This is a genomic window from Corynebacterium accolens, from assembly GCF_023520795.1.
Taxonomy (GTDB): Bacteria; Actinomycetota; Actinomycetes; order Mycobacteriales; family Mycobacteriaceae; genus Corynebacterium; species Corynebacterium accolens.
Map to the genome: position 1 here is coordinate 603,385 of NZ_CP046605.1, position 15,119 is coordinate 618,503.

Consider the following 15,119-nt stretch of genomic DNA (forward strand, 5'->3'; position numbering starts at 1 on the left):
GAACTTGTCTGGTTTCGCGCATCACTACAGGGTCGGTGGCGGTGGGCTGTCGGTGCGGCCGCGACGGGGTTTGCCCGACGGGAAGCATTAGATCCCCTTTATTGGGGGATGGGGCGCGTGGCAATCTCTGGCATTTCTTACCGGTAAGACGGTATTTTCCCACCGCACGGCGGGTGAGAAGGCATGGGTGAAAAATTCTGTAACTGTTGAGGACTTATAACAGCGGGCTTAATATTAGCTGCGTCTTCACGAATAATTTCTTGTATATTTCACAACCACAAGGATGGTCTTCAGGTGATTTCAAAGAGACTGAGATTCATCGCCCCACTTGCCATCGCGGCGCTGATTGCCCCGGCGGCACAGGCGCGCGATATTCCTCCAATGCCACAGGCATATCCCATTACCAATCTTTACAAAAGCTGCAGTGCCGCCGGAGATAACGCCGAGCGCGAATGGCGTTTTGCTGAAACCGGGCGTCGCTATTTAAGCGATGGCACCCTGCAATTTAAAAACAGCACCGACCAGGAAGTGCCGTATACCGCAGAGGTAGAAACCGGCACCAACCACGAGATTGATGCCAATTCCAAGGCCAAGCTGCCCTCTGGCTGGGATACCACCGCTAAATCCGATATCGGCCTAAAGCTGGCCAACGGCTGGCGAGACAAGGAAACCTTTGGCCCCGTCAAGCTCAAGCCGGGCGAATCCTTCCGTGTGGAATACGGCGTGGTGGAAAAGGACTTTATTTCCATGTTCGTCGGCTGCAATGATGATCGCCTGGAAAATATCCCGGGCGCCAATGTCATCCGCGGTAAAGGCCCAGCAGAGCGCTATGCCTTTGCCTATATCATCAAGGCCGATGGCTCCGTATCGGATCTGGCCATGGAAATTCCTTCCCGCTCCGGCAGCACGAATTCTAAGCCCATCGAAGGAAACTACACCGCGGTCTCCGGCCCCAGCCTGGAAAAGATTGCTGACCCAGACAAAGACGAGATCGTGCAGCCGGCCGCCGAACCCCAACGTGATCCTGCGTGGCCCAAGGAAGGCGATACGTGCGAGGCCAAAGATAAGTCCTGGTACCCGCTGGATATCACCGCGGTGCAGCCAACCTTCCGCAAGCCCGGTTATTCCACCGACTTCCTCAACTGGTCGCACGGGGACTATGAATTTGCGCCAGTGACCGACTTCGTCGTCGGCGCCCAGCACGATCCGTATACCAATTGGCGAGGCAATAGGGGCGATATCCCACAGGGCTGGCTCGAATCCGTCGGTGCCGTCAAGCGCGCCTATATGCCTGTTGGTACTGAGCTTAAGCACGTACACCTCGAGCCCGGGGAACGCGTGCGCGTGGAGTACGGCACCACCATGACCCGTATCAATTACCGTGAGGTGCACTGCGGAAAATCCGGCAAGTACGACCTCACCTCGGACTACAAGCAGACCACCGCCCCGAGCGGCTTCTGGGCCGAGGCCACCATCACCTCCAAAGACGGCAGCACCCGCACCGTAGACGTCACCCCTGACGAATACCGCGATCTGCCCGTACCCACCCAAACCATCTACTAACTACCTTTTAGGAGCACACCTCATGCGCATGTCCAAGATTGCGTCCACCACCGCGGCTTTGGCCGTTGCCACCGGCGTATTCGCTGCCCCAGCCGCTAACGCATTGCCACAGCGCGACCTGGGCCCAGCAAACCCCACTACCATTGGCGAGCGCTGCGCCAACCCCGGCGATACCGGCCAAACCGTTGACATCAAGCGCACCTATTTCGACGGCTCCGCCGGTACCTGGACCATCTCTAACTACAACGACGAGCCGCTTCCAGTGACCCGTTCCATCAAGGAAACCAAGACCAAGGAGTGGAACGTTTCTGCTGGTGTGGACTTCAAGCTGCTGGATCTGATCAACTTCACTTTCTCCTCCAGCTACACCTCGAGCCAGTCCTATGAGGTTGGCGAGCAGATCGGCCCATACGATATCGCGCCGGGCAAGACCGCTGTGCTGAAGGCCGGATGGGTAGTTTCTGATTTTGAGGGCCAAAAGACCGTGTGCGGTTCCGACCACACCTGGCAGGCCAACGGCGATACCTTTACCGCAACCCTGCCCAAGGAACGCCACGTCGCGGTCTCCACCCGCGATAACAACGATTGGGGTTAAACCGTGAAGGCGAAGTCCATCGCTAGTGCGATCGCAGCGCTGAGCCTGGTGGCCGTCCCCGTCGCCCACGCCTCTGACTTCGGCGGAGACTTTGAGCTGCCCCAGCGCTGGAACGATGACTTTAAGCCCGGCACGCATTGCGCAACGCCGGGGGAGAACTCCACCTATGTCACCGCGAAGCGCCGCTGGTTCAAGCAAACCGATGCCGCCAGCGTGGCAAACCACAACGCTGAGCCGCTGCCGGTTAAACACACCGTATCCAAAGCGCGAACGGAAACCGTTCAAGTGTCTGGCTCCGTGCGCGGTGAAGGCGATCTGGCCAAGATCCTGACCAAGACCTACGGCTTCAACTACGTCAGCGAACAGCACTGGAAGATTAACCAGGTAGTTGGGCCATATACCTTGCCGGCAAATTCCCAAGGCAAGTTGGTGTGGGGCTTTACCATGCTGGATACCGACGGCCAGGATGTGCGCTGCAATCAAGATCAAGTATGGGAAACGGTGGGCAAACCATACTCGGCCACCGTTCCAGAGTCCCGTTATTCCGAGCTGCGCTTAGAAGACGCCCCGGACTGGAGTTAAGTCATAAGGAAATGAGCCCAGCCGCACCCTGTGAATGGGGGTGTGGAGCTGGGCTCTTTGTGTGGCGGCTCAGCGCGCACTACCCGTGGCGCGCACAACCCGTAGCGCGCACCGCCCGCTTTGTAGAAGTGCATCCTCCAAAGTGCACATTCCAAAGTGCAGGGTCCCCTGCAACAGTTGAGGAAGGTTTGCGATATCTGAGGGTCGGGTTTGCTCAGTTATCGCAGTGGAGGATGCACAAAGTTAAGCCGGCAACCACGCGTACCCGTAAGGCCCGACCTCGACGGGGCCTAGGTCAACGGAGCGGTCGCTGAAATTGTGCAGGCACAAAAGGTCGCCGCGCTGGTAACCCAGCACGCTTTCTTTTCCGGTTTCCACCGGCTCGCAGGGTGCCGTGCCCAGCTCGGGGTGCGCGTGGCGCTCTGTAATCATGGTGCGCACGCTGTGCAGCAGAGAAGTGGCATCGTTGAGCTGCGATTCCACGGACGTGCCGCCGACAATAGGCAGCCGCGCTGGGGTGCGGGCGCTAAAGCCCGCGGTTTCGCTATCGTCCCACTGCATAGGGGTGCGAACGGCATAGCGATCCGGCAAAGAGGTGTCATCGAGCATGCCAATTTCATCGCCATAATAAATAAATGGCGCACCAGGCAGGGTCATCAGCAGCGAAAACATCAGCTCCACCTTCCGGCGGTCCCCGCCCATGAGCGGCATGAGCCGCCTAGCGATGCCCACATGCGCCCGCATCCCTTCTTCTGGCAGGTAGGTCTGATACATCAGCTCGCGGACGTCATCATCGACCATCTCCAAGGTCAACTCGTCGTGGTTGCGCAGGAAGGTACCCCACTGGCACCCCTCGGGCAGCGGCGGTAGCTGGTCGAGGATGTCGTAGACGGGGGTGGCATCGCCAAGCGCGAGCGCCTGGTACAGCCGCGGCATGACCGGGAAGTTGAAGACCATGTGGAAGCGATTGCCGGAGCCGTAGTACTCCATGGTCTCCTTGGGCGGCTGGTTGGCCTCCGCAATGAGGACGGCCTCGGGATAGTGGGTATCCATAAAGGCGCGAATCTTTTCCACGAACTCCACCGTTTCCGGCAGGGACTCGCCGCCGAGCTCATCGCGCTCGAAGAGGTACGCGATGGCATCGAGGCGCAGGCCATCGAGGCCCTTGTCCATCCAGAAGGACAAGATATTAAAGACCTCGTCCTGCACGTCTGGGTTATCGTAATTGAGATCCGGCTGGTGGGAGTAGAAGCGGTGGAAATAGTACTGCTGGCGCTCCTCGTCCCAGGTCCAGTTGGAGGTCTCAACGTCCGTGAAGATGACGCGGATTTCGGGGTAGCGCTCGGGGTCATCGCCCCAGACGTAGAAATCCCCAAATGGGCCATCCGGGTCGGAGCGCGAGGCCTGGAACCACGGGTGATCGGAGCTGGTGTGGTTGAGCGCCAGGTCCGTCATGATGCGCATATCGCGGCGGTGCAGTTCCTCAACCAGTTCCTCGAAATCCGCCATCGTGCCGTAATCGGGGTGGATGGAATAATAATCGGCGATATCGTAGCCGTCATCGCGCAGCGGCGAGGCATAAAACGGCGAGAGCCAGAGGCAGTCCACGCCCAACCACTGGAGGTAATCCAGCTTGTCGATGACCCCGCGCAGCGTACCGACGCCCTTATTCTCGGCCTCGCTATTGCCGGAGTCCTTAAACGAGCCCACCAGGGCTTGGTAGAAGACGGCGTTGTGGTACCAGCTCATTGCAGATCCTTTCTTTTTGCCCGCCACGCAAGGTACGTCAGTGCGCACAGCACGCCGGCCACCAGGCTGGGCCATACGGCGGGGGAGTCTTCAAATAAGTTCACTACGGCTTGGATGACCGCAAGGCACGCGAAGAAGCCGAGGAATCCGAGGAGCGAATCCCACAGCAGGGACCGGCGCATTAGGTCTTGACACCTCCTGCGGTAAGCCCGGCGACGATGCGGTGCTGGAAAATGAGCACCATGATGATAAGCGGAATGGTCACCAATGCACCAGCCGCCATGGTTGCGGCATAAGGGTACTCAAAGGCCGAGGGGCCAGAGAAACGGGCGATGGCCACCGTGACCGGCTCGGTGCCCGTCGTGGATAGCTGCTTGGCCAACATGAATTCATTCCACGTGGTGATAAAGGCAATGATCGCGGTGGTAAAGAGCGCCGGTGCGGCCAACGGCAGGAGGATGAGGCGGAATGCCTGGGCGCGGGAAGCGCCATCCACGCGGGCGGCCTCCTCGAGCTCCCACGGCAGCTGCCGGAAGAAGCTGAGCAGGGTATAGACCGTCAGAGGCAGTGCGAAGGAGATATTTGGGATGATCATCGCGCGGTAGGTGCCGATCCACTCTAGGCGGCCAAAGAGCTGGAAGAGCGGGGTAACCAGCGCGATGGCAGGGAACATGGAGGCTGCCAGGATGATGCCGGTGACAATACCCTTGCCGGGAAAGTCATAGCGGGAGAGCGCATACGCGGTAAATACGCCGACCAAGACGGCTACCGCGGTGGTTGCGAGCGAGATGAATAGCGAATTGCCCAGCGCGCCGAGGAAATCATTGCCCTTATCCGTCGCGAGGGCATCGCGGAAATTATCGAGCGTGATATGCGTTGGCCAAGGCGTGGTATCGAAGGTGAATTCCTGGCTGCGCAGGGCGGTGACCACCATCCAATAAAAGGGAGCAAGGCCCCAGAACATGATGAAGATAATGCCCGCGTAGTGTCCGAATTTACGCATTATTTTGCACCCTTTCTGCCGGAGACATCCGCGCCGAGGAAACGGATGAGGATGAAAGCGACGAAGAAGATGAGCAAGAAGATAAGGGTGGATAGCGCCGAGGCGGAATTGAAATTACCTTGGCGCATATCTTCCACCACCAGCTGGGAAATGGTGGCGGTAGGGGAGTTAGACGAGCTCGAAATCATGATGACGGGAAGGTCATACATGCGCAGCGCATCCAGAGTGCGGAAGAGTACGGCCACCATCAGGGCTGGGCGCACCAGCGGCAGGGTGATGCGGAAGAAGGTTTGGATGCGGTTGGCGCCATCGACGCGGGCGGCATCGTAGACGTCCTTGGGGATCATCTGCAGGCCAGCCAGGATGAGCAGCGCCATAAACGGTGCGGTCTTCCACACGTCTGCGATGATGACGGCAAAGCGCGCATAAAACGGGTCCGTGGTCCAGGCGATATTCGTACCAAGCAAGGAATTGACTATGCCCTCTGGGGCGAACATGAACTGCCACAGCTTGGCCGTCACGGCGGTAGGAATGGCCCAGGGGATGAGCACGGCGGCGCGCACTAAGCCACGGCCGCGGTATTCGCCGTTCATGATGATGGCCATGAACATGCCGAGGATGGTCTCCAGGGCGACGGTGACCACGGTGAAAAACAGCGTGATTTTTACGGCGGGCCAGAAGTCGGTGGCGATAACACCGGGCGGGCACGTCGTGATTTCACCCGCACCGGAAACACAGCGGTTATTGATCCAGTACAGGTAATTGTCTAGGCCGGCGAAACCGCCTTCTTCAAAGATGCCCGTTTGTGGATTAAGCTGCCGGTTGCCCTGGAAAGACAGGATGACCGCGCGCACGATGGGATAGCCGATGATAATGCCCAGCACGATAAGCGCCGGGGCGATCAGCGCGGCCGGCCGCCCGAAATTGGCAAACCTGCTGGAGCTAGGGCTGCGCTTGGGTTTCTTCGATGATGGGTGCGTCTGTTGCGTCGGCGAAGTGGTGACCACGGTTATTCGCCTTTCTGGTTCAGATAATTTCTGGTGCGCTAGATTCTATCCCCAACTAGGGTGGGAAAACCACAAAGGGTGAGGCTATGGCGTATGCGCCTTCCTCACCCATTTGTGCACTAGCGGTTCGCTATGTATTTCTCGGTTTTCAGCGTGCTCCCTGCTCGTGGGATACGAGGGGCAGGGAGCGTATCTTTAACCCTGCGAAGCAGAGTCGATGGCCGCCTTCATATCGGAGGTGGCATCCTCGACGGACTTGCCATCGGTCAGCGCGGCATAAGCGTTGTCCTGAATGGCCTTAGAGATGGCGGAGTAGAACGGCGATACCGGGCGTGGTGCGGCGTTTTCCAGGGATTCCTTCAGCGCTGGCAGGTAGGGGAACTCCTCCTGCAGCTGCGGGTCATCGTAGATGGAGGAAAGAACCGGCGGGAAGGACTGCTCAGCAAAGGACTTCTGGTTTTCCTCATTGATGATGAAGTTCATGAAGTCCAGGGCGGTGCCCTTGTTCTTGGAATTGATGTTGATGCCGTTGTTGTAGCCACCCAAGGTGGATACGCCGACGCCGTCCTTGCCCAGCGGTGCCTGGACCTCAACGTCGATGCCGGCATCTACGGCATTGGTGTACATGTAGGGCCAGTTTACTGCGAAGGCGGTCTTGCCCTCGGTGAAGGCCATGTTGGTCTCTTCCTCGGTGGCGGCGGTGGAGTCCTTGGAGATGATTTCGTCTTCATACGCATCCACCATGGCCTGCAGGCCTTCCTGGGCTTCCTTGGAATCGACGGTGGCATTGCCGTCATCGTCAAGCACCGAGCCGCCCCAGCCCTCCATGAAGCCGGCGGTGTTCAGAGCCAAGCCCTCGTACTGCTTGAGCTGGGTGGTCAGGCACTTCTTGCCATCTTCCAGGGCCTTGCAGGCGGATTCGAGGTCAGCGAATTTCTCCGGGGTAGCGTCCGCGAGCTCAGTATTGCGGAAGAGGAGCTGGCCATTGGTGTTTTGCGGCAGCGCATACAGCACGTCATTGTAGGTTGCCGATTCCACGGTGGCCGGCAAGAGCTCCGAAGTATCGGTCTCGAAGTCACCGTTGAGCGGCTGGAGCCACTGGTTGGCGGCGAATTCCGCGGTCCAGACCACGTCGAGGGCCATGACATCGTAGTCATCGTTACCGGCCTGGAGGGACTGCACGAGGGTCTCGCGCTGGGCATCTGCCTCGCCCGCGAGCTCCTTGAGCGTGACCTTTTCATCCGGATTTTCTTCATTCCACTTATCGATGATGGGAGTGATCTTATCCGTGTCGTTCTTGCCCATGGCAAAGGTGATGGGGCCGTGGGAGTCAGCGCCGGAACCGGAACCGGAACCGGATGCGGAGCCATCCGCGTTATCTGCACCATCATCAGACGTGGAGCAGCCGGCTAGTGCCAGTACCGCCGTGGTGGCGACTGTGGTGCGAATGAAGTACTTCTTCATGGGGAATTCACCTTTCAGAAAGCTTGGGTGTTCCTTAAAAATAATTTACAAACACCGCGCGCAGAATAGATTTTGATTATTCACCTCTATACGGGGGTGCTTTATGAGGTGGCGATGCGCTGCCCGGTTTCTGGATCGAAGCGGTGTGCCGCGCTTTCATCAAAGGTCAATACAACCTCCTCGCCGCGCTGTGGCGGGGTGCCTTCGCAGCGCGCAACGAAACGCTCGCCACCCACCGTGGCGTAAACGAAGGATTCGGAACCCAATTCTTCAACCAGGTCGACCACGCCGCGCAGGCCCTCAGCACCCTCATTGAGGTGCATGTTTTCCGGGCGTACGCCCAGGCGCTCGCCGTTGTGGTCAAAGATGTTCATCGCAGGCGAACCGATAAAGCCGGCCACGAACTCGTTGGCCGGTTCCGCATAAAGCTCGCGCGGCGGGGCAACCTGCTGCAATACGCCATCTTTGAGCACGGCTACCCGGTGCCCCAGCGTCATGGCCTCTACCTGGTCGTGGGTTACGTAGACCGTGGTGGTCCCAAGCCGTTGCTGCAGGCTCGCAAGCTCGGTACGAGTCTGCACGCGCAGCTTTGCATCCAGGTTAGATAGCGGCTCATCCATGAGGAAGGCCTTAGGATTGCGCACGATGGCACGGCCCATGGCCACGCGCTGGCGCTGACCGCCCGATAGGTCCTTGGGCTTGCGCTTAAGGAACTCGCTTAGGCCCAGCATTTCCGCGGCATCCTGGACCTTTTGCTTGATTTCAGCCTTCGGGAGCTTGGCCAGTTTGAGCGAAAAGCCCATGTTTTCTTCCACCGAAAGGTGCGGGTAGAGCGCGTAATTTTGAAAAACCATCGCGATATCGCGATAGCCCGGCTCGAGGCCCGTGACATCCGCATCATCGATGGAGATCCGGCCACTAGAAATTGGTTCAAGGCCCGCAAGCGCGCGCAGCGTCGTGGACTTGCCGCAGCCAGACGGACCCACCAAAACGAGGAACTCGCCGTCCGCGATTTCTAGGTCCAATTCCTTCACGGTGGGCGCCGCCGCGCCGGGGTAGGTGATATTTACCTTTTCAAAAGTGACCTTTGCCATGCGCAACACACTAGCACCACCAGCGGACGGTATCTTGGAATCTATGACTGCACTTGATAAGCACCGCATTCGCACCGCCCTGGCAGAGGATTTCACCACCATCGATTTTGTGGATCAGACCGGTTCCACCAATACCGATCTGATGCAGGCCACCAACATCGCCGATGGCACCGTGCTGCTTGCCGATGAGCAGCTATCCGGCAAGGGTCGCCTCGGCCGGGCGTGGACGGCGCCGGCCGGATCCCAAGTGATCTTTTCCGTGCTGCTCTTGCCCGATTCCCTCGATTACTTGGGGACGCTTCCGCTGGCCGCGGGCCTGGCCGTGACCGATTCCATCGAGGGTTCTGTGCTCAAGTGGCCGAATGATGTGCATATCGATGGCAATAAACTCTGCGGCATCCTTGCCGAGGCCGGTCCCGTGGGCCAAGCCTTCAAGTCCGCACCGAAGACCGAGATCAATAAGGCAGAACTCAATAAGACTGAGTTGAACAAGGCCGAGATGAATAAAGCTGAAGTCAATAAAGCCGAGGTAAATAAGGCCGTCGGCGGGCAGGCGCCCTCCGCGCGCGTGGTCGTAGGCATGGGCATTAATGTCACGCTCACCCGCGAGGAATTGCCCATTGAAAAGGCGACCTCGCTGGCGCTTGAAGGCCGCGATTCCGACCGCACCGAGCTGGCCATTACCGTGCTGAAAAACCTGCGCCGGCGCATTACGCAGTGGGAGAACCAGGATCCGCAGCTGATGCAGGATTACCGCGCGGTGTGCTCATCCATTGACCAAGAGGTGCGGCTGGAGACCCCGACTGGCGATGTCATCGGCCGCGTCGAGGGCATCGGCGATGACGGCCGCATTAACGTCGCGGGCGAGTACTACTCCGCCGGCGACGTGACGCATCTGCGTCCGGCGCGATAAGCGCCGCACGATAGGCATCGCGCGGCAGGCGCTGCGGAATCCGCGCAGTCCGAGAAGCACTGCCTCGCACTGGTACTATCCATGGCTATGGGATTGATGAAGATGGGCCAAGGCGAGGTAAAGCGCGCGGACGTATCCGCGCCGTTTCGCGCGCTCGTTTTCCCATTCTTGGAGCTCATCCTCATCACCGGCGTGCTGTGGATTGCCATCGGCTGGTGCGATGCCGAGGGGGTAGAACCAATACTGCGCAATGGGCTCGTCGTTTTGTGGGCTGGGCTGAGCACGTGGCGCTTCCTTATTCCTTTATATAAGGCCCGCCGCAAGCGGTTCATCGTTACCAATCGCCGCGTCATCGTGCGAGAGGGCCGCCACATCGATTCGATTCCGCTGGAAGATATTCGCGGCGCCCGCAAGCGCCGCGGCGGTATCTCCATTGCGCTCAACGGCTGGGACAGGGCCATGTATTTTCCCACCGTGGCCAAGTCAAAGCAGGTGGCGGAGATTATTAATGATCGCCCCTGGTTTTAATCTCGGTGGAGTGCAATTGCTTATCAAGATCCTCCGGCGCGAGGTTTGCGCGGCCGAATTCTTGGGTCAGCGGCAGGCGCAGTTCTAGATCGGAACCGGGGCAGAGTTCGATTTTCGCTTCATCCACGGTGTAATCCAGCACGTGTCCGCCGGACTTACGCGCGGCGTCGATAAAGTGCACGTGGCAGCCGGGCACCGAAATCCCGCGCTCATATACGGGAGTGCGGAAGCCACCGATGACGCCTTCGACATCGCTAAAGAGCATCTCTTTATCGCCGCCGACCGCCTTGGTCATTGGGGGATAGGGCTTGGTTTGTTTGACCACGGTGCGCGTTGAGACTTCAGAAAACCTGCCCGTGATGCGGACGGCGTACATGTAGTTGGCGGAAGGCTCCACCTCGTCGATGAAGGCGGAAAGCTCGTTGCGGCGCAGGCCCCGTGGGGCATCGACAAGAATGCGCGGCACGAAGTTGGTGGCCACGGCATAAGGAGTCTGCTGGTCTAGGTCCGCAACCCGCGCGGAGCCATCGCCGCGCAGCTGGTAGCAGGTCCCGTCCAAGATGATCATTTCACCATCGAGGCCGTTAAAGGTGCCGATACCAAAATTGCCCTTTCCTAGCAGTTCAGAGATGGTCATCTCGCCGTCATAGATGCCATCAAGGAGGGCGCTCATGAGGGAGTTCTGGAAGATCGAATGACGGGTAAACATGGTATCCAAGCTAATATTGTGTGCGTGAGTGTCTCAAAACCTATTGTAACTGTCTGTGGCGATGGTCAGTTGGCGCGCATGATGCAGCCTGCCGCCGCGGAATTCGATATTCATCTGCGGATTCTTGCTGGTAGCCCGGATTCTTCTACCGCGCAGGTCACCCCGGATATTGTGGTGGGCGATTACCACCACTACGAGGATTTGCTCGCAGCAGCACGCGGCGCGGACGCCATTACCTTCGAGCATGAGCATGTGCCCAATGAGCATTCCGCTGCGCTTATCGATGCCTCCTTTAACGTCCAGCCCCAGCCCAGCGCCCTGCGCTATGCCCAGGACAAGCTGGACATGCGCGAAAAGCTCTCCGCTCTGGGTGCGCCCGTTCCGCGGTTTAGCGCCATCGAATCCGTTGCTGATGCCCGCGCTTTTTTCGATGCCGTAGACGGGCGCGTTTGCCTCAAGGCCCGCCGCGGTGGCTATGACGGCAAGGGCGTGTGGTTTCCTTCGGATGCCGATCTTGATGAGCTCGTCGCCGAGCTATTAGAGGCCGGCACGCCGCTCATGGCCGAAGAGAAGGTGGATCTGACCCGCGAGCTATCCATCTTGGTGGCGCGCCGCCCGTCCGGTGAAGCTAAGGTCTGGCCCATTACCCAGTCCCGCCAGGCCAACGGCATCTGTGCCGAGGCCATCGCGCCCGCGCCCGATCTCTCGCCTGATCTGGCAGAACGCGCCTCCGCGCTGGGGCTAAGCATTGCCGAATCCCTCGGTGTGACCGGCGTGCTGGCCGTGGAACTTTTCGCCTTCAACGGTGAGGGTGGCGAGGACATCTCCGTTAATGAATTGGCCATGCGCCCGCACAATACCGGCCACTGGACCCAGGATGGCTGCGTGACCTCGCAGTTCGAACAGCACCTGCGCGCCGTACTCGACCTGCCCTTGGGCGCGGTGGACGCCCTAGCCCCGGTGACCGTTATGGCAAATGTGCTCGGCGCGGACGAAGATCCTGAGATGCCCATGCCGCAGCGCGTGCGCGAGGTCATGGAACGCTACCCGCACGCCAAGATTCACCTGTACGGCAAGGACCACCGCGCTGGCCGTAAGATCGGCCACGTCAATGTCGCTGGTACTTCTCTTGAGGAGACCCGCGATGCTGCTGGCCAAGCTGCGCACTTTCTCATGCACGCGACCTGGGCTTAACCAATTCTAGAAAGGACATTATGGAACCGCAGGTAGGAATCATCATGGGCTCAGACTCGGATTGGCCCACCGTCGAACCGGCTGCGCAGGTCCTCGCGGACTTCGGCATCCCCTTTGAGGTTGGCGTGGTCAGCGCTCACCGTACCCCAGAAAAGATGCTGGCCTATGCCAAGGGCGCGCACTCCCGCGGCCTGAAGACCATCATTGCTTGCGCCGGCGGTGCTGCACATCTGCCCGGTATGGTCGCGGCGGCCACCCCGCTGCCCGTCATCGGCATTCCGCGCGCACTTAAAGATCTCGATGGCCTAGATTCCCTTCTTTCCATCGTGCAGATGCCCAGCGGCGTACCCGTTGCCACGGTGTCCATCGGAGGGTCGAAGAATGCTGGCTTGCTAGCCGCCCGCATCTTGAGTGCCGGCGACCCCGCATTGCAAGACAAGATGGTTGCCTACCAAGAACAGATGGCGGACGAGGTTGAGCAAAAGGATAAGAACCTGCGCTCGAAGCTGCTAGGGGAGTAGGGAGGAGCTCCCCTTTCTTTTTCGGCTGAAAGAGAGGGGACTCCAGTCAGCTACCGTTTAGAATTCTTGGAGTCGTCGTGGAACCACTCTTTGATCTGCATCCAGAGCAATCCACCAATAAAAACGACGAAACCTAGTATATAAGAAACCCAGAATTCTTTCGGTACCGATTCTTCGCCATTGAAAAGCCACTCAGTGCCGCCAAGGTAAAGAGCAAAAGGTAAGGGGACAAGCAGAAATATCAATAGCGAGATTAAAAAGGCTTTCCATTTTTTAGGCTCGCTCTTACCGCTTCTCTCATTATTCTTTCCAAGGCTCTTATGCATGATGGCTGATGCGACCTTCCATTGCAGTGACTTTATAGCTGGACGCTTCTATTTCTGCGTGACCTCTGGCAACCTCGAAGAGGTCGTGGGATAGGACGGCTGGGCGCCGGCGCTGGTGGCGGCGAAGGCACCGACGCGGGCGGCAAAGGTGGCGGCATCGACAAGCGTGGCGCCTTCAAGGAGTTTGGTGCAAAATGCTCCGGCAAAGGCATCGCCGGCGCCGGTGGTATCGACCGCGGTGATCTGTGGGGTGAGGATGTCCGTGTTGGATTCGGGCGTTGCCACGTAGGCGCCTTCGGCCCCGAGGGTCAGCACCACCGATTTAAAGCCGGCGGAGACGAGGCGGTGGGCGAGCTCGCGCGGGGTGCCGGTGGAAGAAAGGCCCAGTTGCTCAAGGATGAGGCCGGCCTCGTGCTCGTTGGCCATGAGGGGATCGGCCTGCAGGAGGGCGTCACGGTCCACCTCGATGACCGGGGCGAGGTTGACGACTACGCGTCCTTGGGCGGCATCGACAGCAGCTTTGAAACCGGAGGCGGGGATTTCGCCCTGGAGCAGGACCACGTCCGCATCGGCGATGGTGGATTGGCGGGCGGTGACGAAGGGGGCATCGACAAGAGCGTTCGCGCCGGGGGAGATGACGATGGTGTTTTCGCCATCGGCGGAGACCGTGATGACCGCCAAACCAGTAGTGGTATCGGACTGTTCCACCGCGCTGAGATCGATGCCGGAGCTGTGCATGTAGTGCATGGCGGGCTCGGCGTAGGGATCGGAACCGACCGCGCCGACGAAAGCTACATTGGCGCCCAATTGCGCAGCGGCTACCGCTTGGTTTGCGCCCTTGCCACCAGCGAGGATCTCGCCGCCGGAGCCCAGCAGGGTTTCGCCGGGGTGCGGGTGGCGTTCGGCGTGGACAATAAGGTCAGCATTAATCGAGCCGACGACGGTGAGTTTGCTCATTGGAAATCCTCCACGGTGTCTTTGGTGACGGTAATTACCTCTACAGGGACATTCTTTTCTGCGCTTTCGCCATGTAGAAGCGCTGCTGCTTGTTCAATTGCGCGGGCGCCAAGCTCGGCAGGCTGCTGGGCGATTGTGGCTTCCAGCTTGCCATCTTTTACGGCTTTGAGTCCGTCAAAAGTGCCATCGAAGGCAACAATTTTGACTTCCTTGCCGGCTCTGGAACCGAGAGCCTCAACAGCGCCTAAAGCCATCTCATCGTTTTCTGCAAAAATGGCGCTGATATTCGGGTTCGCCTGCAGCAGATTGGTCGTTACGTTGAGGCCTTCAGTGCGGTCGAAATTCGCAGACTGTTTGCCGGCGATCTTGATGCCCGGGTACTGCGCGATCCTTTCCTCAAATCCCTTGCCGCGTTCGCGCGAGGCAGAGGTACCGGCGGTTCCCTGCAGGATCAGAATTTCGCCTTCTTCTCCGATAGATTCTGCGAGCTTATCCGCCGCTTGGGCGCCACCGGCCTCGTTATCAGAAGCAACCATGGAATCTAGTTCCACGCCGTTGACGTCTCGGTCGACTCCGATGACTGGCACACCATCATTTTTGATGCTGCGTACAGCGGGGGCGACGGCATCAGAGTCGGTGGGATTAATGACCACCACTTTTGCGCCCATGGATGTCGCATTTCCCAACTGATTGACCTGTTGAGCCGGGTCATCGGAGGCATCTTGGATATCGAGGGGAACGTCGAGCTCTTTGGCCTTATCCTGCGCGCCGTGGAGTAATTCTACGAAGAATGGATTAGTTTGCGTCGATACGGACAGGGTGATGCGGTTTCGGTCCTCCTCGGAGCGGTTGCACGAGGCAAGGCCCAACGCTAGAGCTGGGACGATGAGTGAGGCTAAAAGTTTCTTCATGGT

Annotated in this window: 17 protein-coding genes; 7 read left to right on the top strand and 10 right to left on the bottom strand. The window is 59.0% G+C overall.

Annotated features, from left to right (window positions below; genetic code table 11):
* The first annotated feature begins 294 nt into the window (after nt 1–294).
* From CACC_RS02945 to CACC_RS02955, 3 genes are read left to right on the top strand one after another with little or no spacing between them, the layout of a single operon-like run.
* Nucleotides 295–1,563: a hypothetical protein gene (locus CACC_RS02945; RefSeq protein WP_005277390.1), complete on the top strand. Its 1,269-nt coding sequence runs from the start codon at nt 295–297 to the stop codon at nt 1,561–1,563.
* Nucleotides 1,564–1,585: 22 nt separating this feature from the next.
* Complete coding sequence (locus CACC_RS02950) at nt 1,586–2,158, top strand: hypothetical protein (RefSeq protein ID WP_005277392.1); 573 nt, start codon at nt 1,586–1,588, stop codon at nt 2,156–2,158.
* 3 nt (nt 2,159–2,161) lie between these two features.
* Nucleotides 2,162–2,740 (top strand): hypothetical protein, encoded by a 579-nt coding sequence (locus tag CACC_RS02955; RefSeq protein ID WP_005277394.1) that lies wholly within the window; start codon nt 2,162–2,164, stop codon nt 2,738–2,740.
* Between the two features lie 243 nt (nt 2,741–2,983).
* Here the strand turns inward: CACC_RS02955 and treS are convergent, their stop codons facing one another.
* From treS to CACC_RS02985, 6 genes are all read right to left on the bottom strand, one after another.
* Entirely contained in the window at nt 2,984–4,489 is a 1,506-nt protein-coding gene (treS, locus tag CACC_RS02960; protein WP_005277397.1) for a maltose alpha-D-glucosyltransferase, read from the bottom strand.
* The gene (locus CACC_RS02965; protein WP_005277398.1) at nt 4,486–4,671 is read right to left on the bottom strand and encodes a hypothetical protein; all 186 of its coding nucleotides are present in this window, start codon (nt 4,669–4,671) and stop codon (nt 4,486–4,488) included. Before CACC_RS02965 ends, treS begins: the two co-directional genes overlap by 4 nt.
* Complete coding sequence (locus tag CACC_RS02970; protein WP_005277401.1) at nt 4,671–5,492, bottom strand: carbohydrate ABC transporter permease; 822 nt, start codon at nt 5,490–5,492, stop codon at nt 4,671–4,673. Before CACC_RS02970 ends, CACC_RS02965 begins: the two co-directional genes overlap by 1 nt.
* Nucleotides 5,492–6,499, bottom strand: a complete 1,008-nt coding sequence (locus CACC_RS02975; RefSeq protein ID WP_005277403.1) for a carbohydrate ABC transporter permease — start codon at nt 6,497–6,499, stop codon at nt 5,492–5,494. The genes CACC_RS02970 and CACC_RS02975 overlap by 1 nt, the downstream gene beginning before the upstream one ends.
* 195 nt (nt 6,500–6,694) lie before the next feature.
* Nucleotides 6,695–7,963 carry an ABC transporter substrate-binding protein gene (locus CACC_RS02980; protein ID WP_005277405.1) on the bottom strand — a complete coding sequence of 423 codons (1,269 nt, stop codon included), beginning with the start codon at nt 7,961–7,963 and terminating at the stop codon, nt 6,695–6,697.
* A 101-nt stretch (nt 7,964–8,064) separates the two neighbouring features.
* Nucleotides 8,065–9,057 (bottom strand): ABC transporter ATP-binding protein, encoded by a 993-nt coding sequence (locus tag CACC_RS02985; protein WP_035108326.1) that lies wholly within the window; start codon nt 9,055–9,057, stop codon nt 8,065–8,067.
* A 43-nt stretch (nt 9,058–9,100) separates the two neighbouring features.
* Between CACC_RS02985 and CACC_RS02990 the strand changes: the two genes are divergently transcribed.
* Together CACC_RS02990 and CACC_RS02995 are read left to right on the top strand one after the other, a co-directional pair.
* Entirely contained in the window at nt 9,101–9,970 is an 870-nt protein-coding gene (locus CACC_RS02990; protein WP_035108356.1) for a biotin--[acetyl-CoA-carboxylase] ligase, read from the top strand.
* A gap of 87 nt (nt 9,971–10,057) precedes the next feature.
* Nucleotides 10,058–10,498 (top strand): YdbT family protein, encoded by a 441-nt coding sequence (locus CACC_RS02995; RefSeq protein WP_034653800.1) that lies wholly within the window; start codon nt 10,058–10,060, stop codon nt 10,496–10,498.
* On the opposite strand, the gene budA is transcribed toward CACC_RS02995, so the two are convergent.
* On the bottom strand, nt 10,476–11,207 hold the full coding sequence (gene budA, locus CACC_RS03000) for an acetolactate decarboxylase (protein ID WP_005277411.1): 732 nt from the start codon (nt 11,205–11,207) through the stop codon (nt 10,476–10,478). The genes CACC_RS02995 and budA overlap by 23 nt on opposite strands.
* Between budA and CACC_RS03005 the strand changes: the two genes are divergently transcribed.
* Nucleotides 11,193–12,401 carry a 5-(carboxyamino)imidazole ribonucleotide synthase gene (locus CACC_RS03005; protein ID WP_050755812.1) on the top strand — a complete coding sequence of 403 codons (1,209 nt, stop codon included), beginning with the start codon at nt 11,193–11,195 and terminating at the stop codon, nt 12,399–12,401. The genes budA and CACC_RS03005 overlap by 15 nt on opposite strands.
* Before the next feature lie 20 nt (nt 12,402–12,421).
* Nucleotides 12,422–12,922: a 5-(carboxyamino)imidazole ribonucleotide mutase gene (gene purE, locus CACC_RS03010; protein ID WP_005277415.1), complete on the top strand. Its 501-nt coding sequence runs from the start codon at nt 12,422–12,424 to the stop codon at nt 12,920–12,922.
* Between the two features lie 50 nt (nt 12,923–12,972).
* On the opposite strand, the gene CACC_RS03015 is transcribed toward purE, so the two are convergent.
* The 3 genes from CACC_RS03015 to CACC_RS03025 are packed head-to-tail and all read right to left on the bottom strand — an operon-like array spanning nt 12,973 to nt 15,116.
* Nucleotides 12,973–13,248 carry a hypothetical protein gene (locus CACC_RS03015; protein ID WP_005277417.1) on the bottom strand — a complete coding sequence of 92 codons (276 nt, stop codon included), beginning with the start codon at nt 13,246–13,248 and terminating at the stop codon, nt 12,973–12,975.
* Nucleotides 13,249–13,296: 48 nt separating this feature from the next.
* Nucleotides 13,297–14,205, bottom strand: a complete 909-nt coding sequence (locus tag CACC_RS03020; RefSeq protein WP_005277419.1) for a ribokinase — start codon at nt 14,203–14,205, stop codon at nt 13,297–13,299.
* Nucleotides 14,202–15,116, bottom strand: coding sequence for a substrate-binding domain-containing protein (locus CACC_RS03025; protein ID WP_005277420.1), 915 nt, complete (start codon nt 15,114–15,116; stop codon nt 14,202–14,204). The genes CACC_RS03020 and CACC_RS03025 overlap by 4 nt, the downstream gene beginning before the upstream one ends.
* Between the last annotated feature and the right edge of the window lie 3 nt (nt 15,117–15,119).

Bases quoted from the DNA above. Each gene is read 5' to 3' on its own strand.
- CACC_RS02995 (WP_034653800.1), top strand. From the start codon at position 10,058: ATGGGATTGATGAAGATGGGCCAAGGCGAGGTAAAGCGCGCGGACGTA.
- CACC_RS02965 (WP_005277398.1), bottom strand. From the start codon at position 4,671: ATGCGCCGGTCCCTGCTGTGGGATTCGCTCCTCGGATTCCTCGGCTTC.
- treS (WP_005277397.1), bottom strand. From the start codon at position 4,489: ATGAGCTGGTACCACAACGCCGTCTTCTACCAAGCCCTGGTGGGCTCG.
- CACC_RS02990 (WP_035108356.1), top strand. From the start codon at position 9,101: ATGACTGCACTTGATAAGCACCGCATTCGCACCGCCCTGGCAGAGGAT.
- budA (WP_005277411.1), bottom strand. From the start codon at position 11,207: ATGTTTACCCGTCATTCGATCTTCCAGAACTCCCTCATGAGCGCCCTC.
- CACC_RS03015 (WP_005277417.1), bottom strand. From the start codon at position 13,248: ATGCATAAGAGCCTTGGAAAGAATAATGAGAGAAGCGGTAAGAGCGAG.
- purE (WP_005277415.1), top strand. From the start codon at position 12,422: ATGGAACCGCAGGTAGGAATCATCATGGGCTCAGACTCGGATTGGCCC.
- CACC_RS03025 (WP_005277420.1), bottom strand. From the start codon at position 15,116: ATGAAGAAACTTTTAGCCTCACTCATCGTCCCAGCTCTAGCGTTGGGC.
- CACC_RS03005 (WP_050755812.1), top strand. From the start codon at position 11,193: ATGACGGGTAAACATGGTATCCAAGCTAATATTGTGTGCGTGAGTGTC.
- CACC_RS02985 (WP_035108326.1), bottom strand. From the start codon at position 9,057: ATGGCAAAGGTCACTTTTGAAAAGGTAAATATCACCTACCCCGGCGCG.
- CACC_RS03020 (WP_005277419.1), bottom strand. From the start codon at position 14,205: ATGAGCAAACTCACCGTCGTCGGCTCGATTAATGCTGACCTTATTGTC.
- CACC_RS02970 (WP_005277401.1), bottom strand. From the start codon at position 5,492: ATGCGTAAATTCGGACACTACGCGGGCATTATCTTCATCATGTTCTGG.
- CACC_RS02950 (WP_005277392.1), top strand. From the start codon at position 1,586: ATGCGCATGTCCAAGATTGCGTCCACCACCGCGGCTTTGGCCGTTGCC.
- CACC_RS02980 (WP_005277405.1), bottom strand. From the start codon at position 7,963: ATGAAGAAGTACTTCATTCGCACCACAGTCGCCACCACGGCGGTACTG.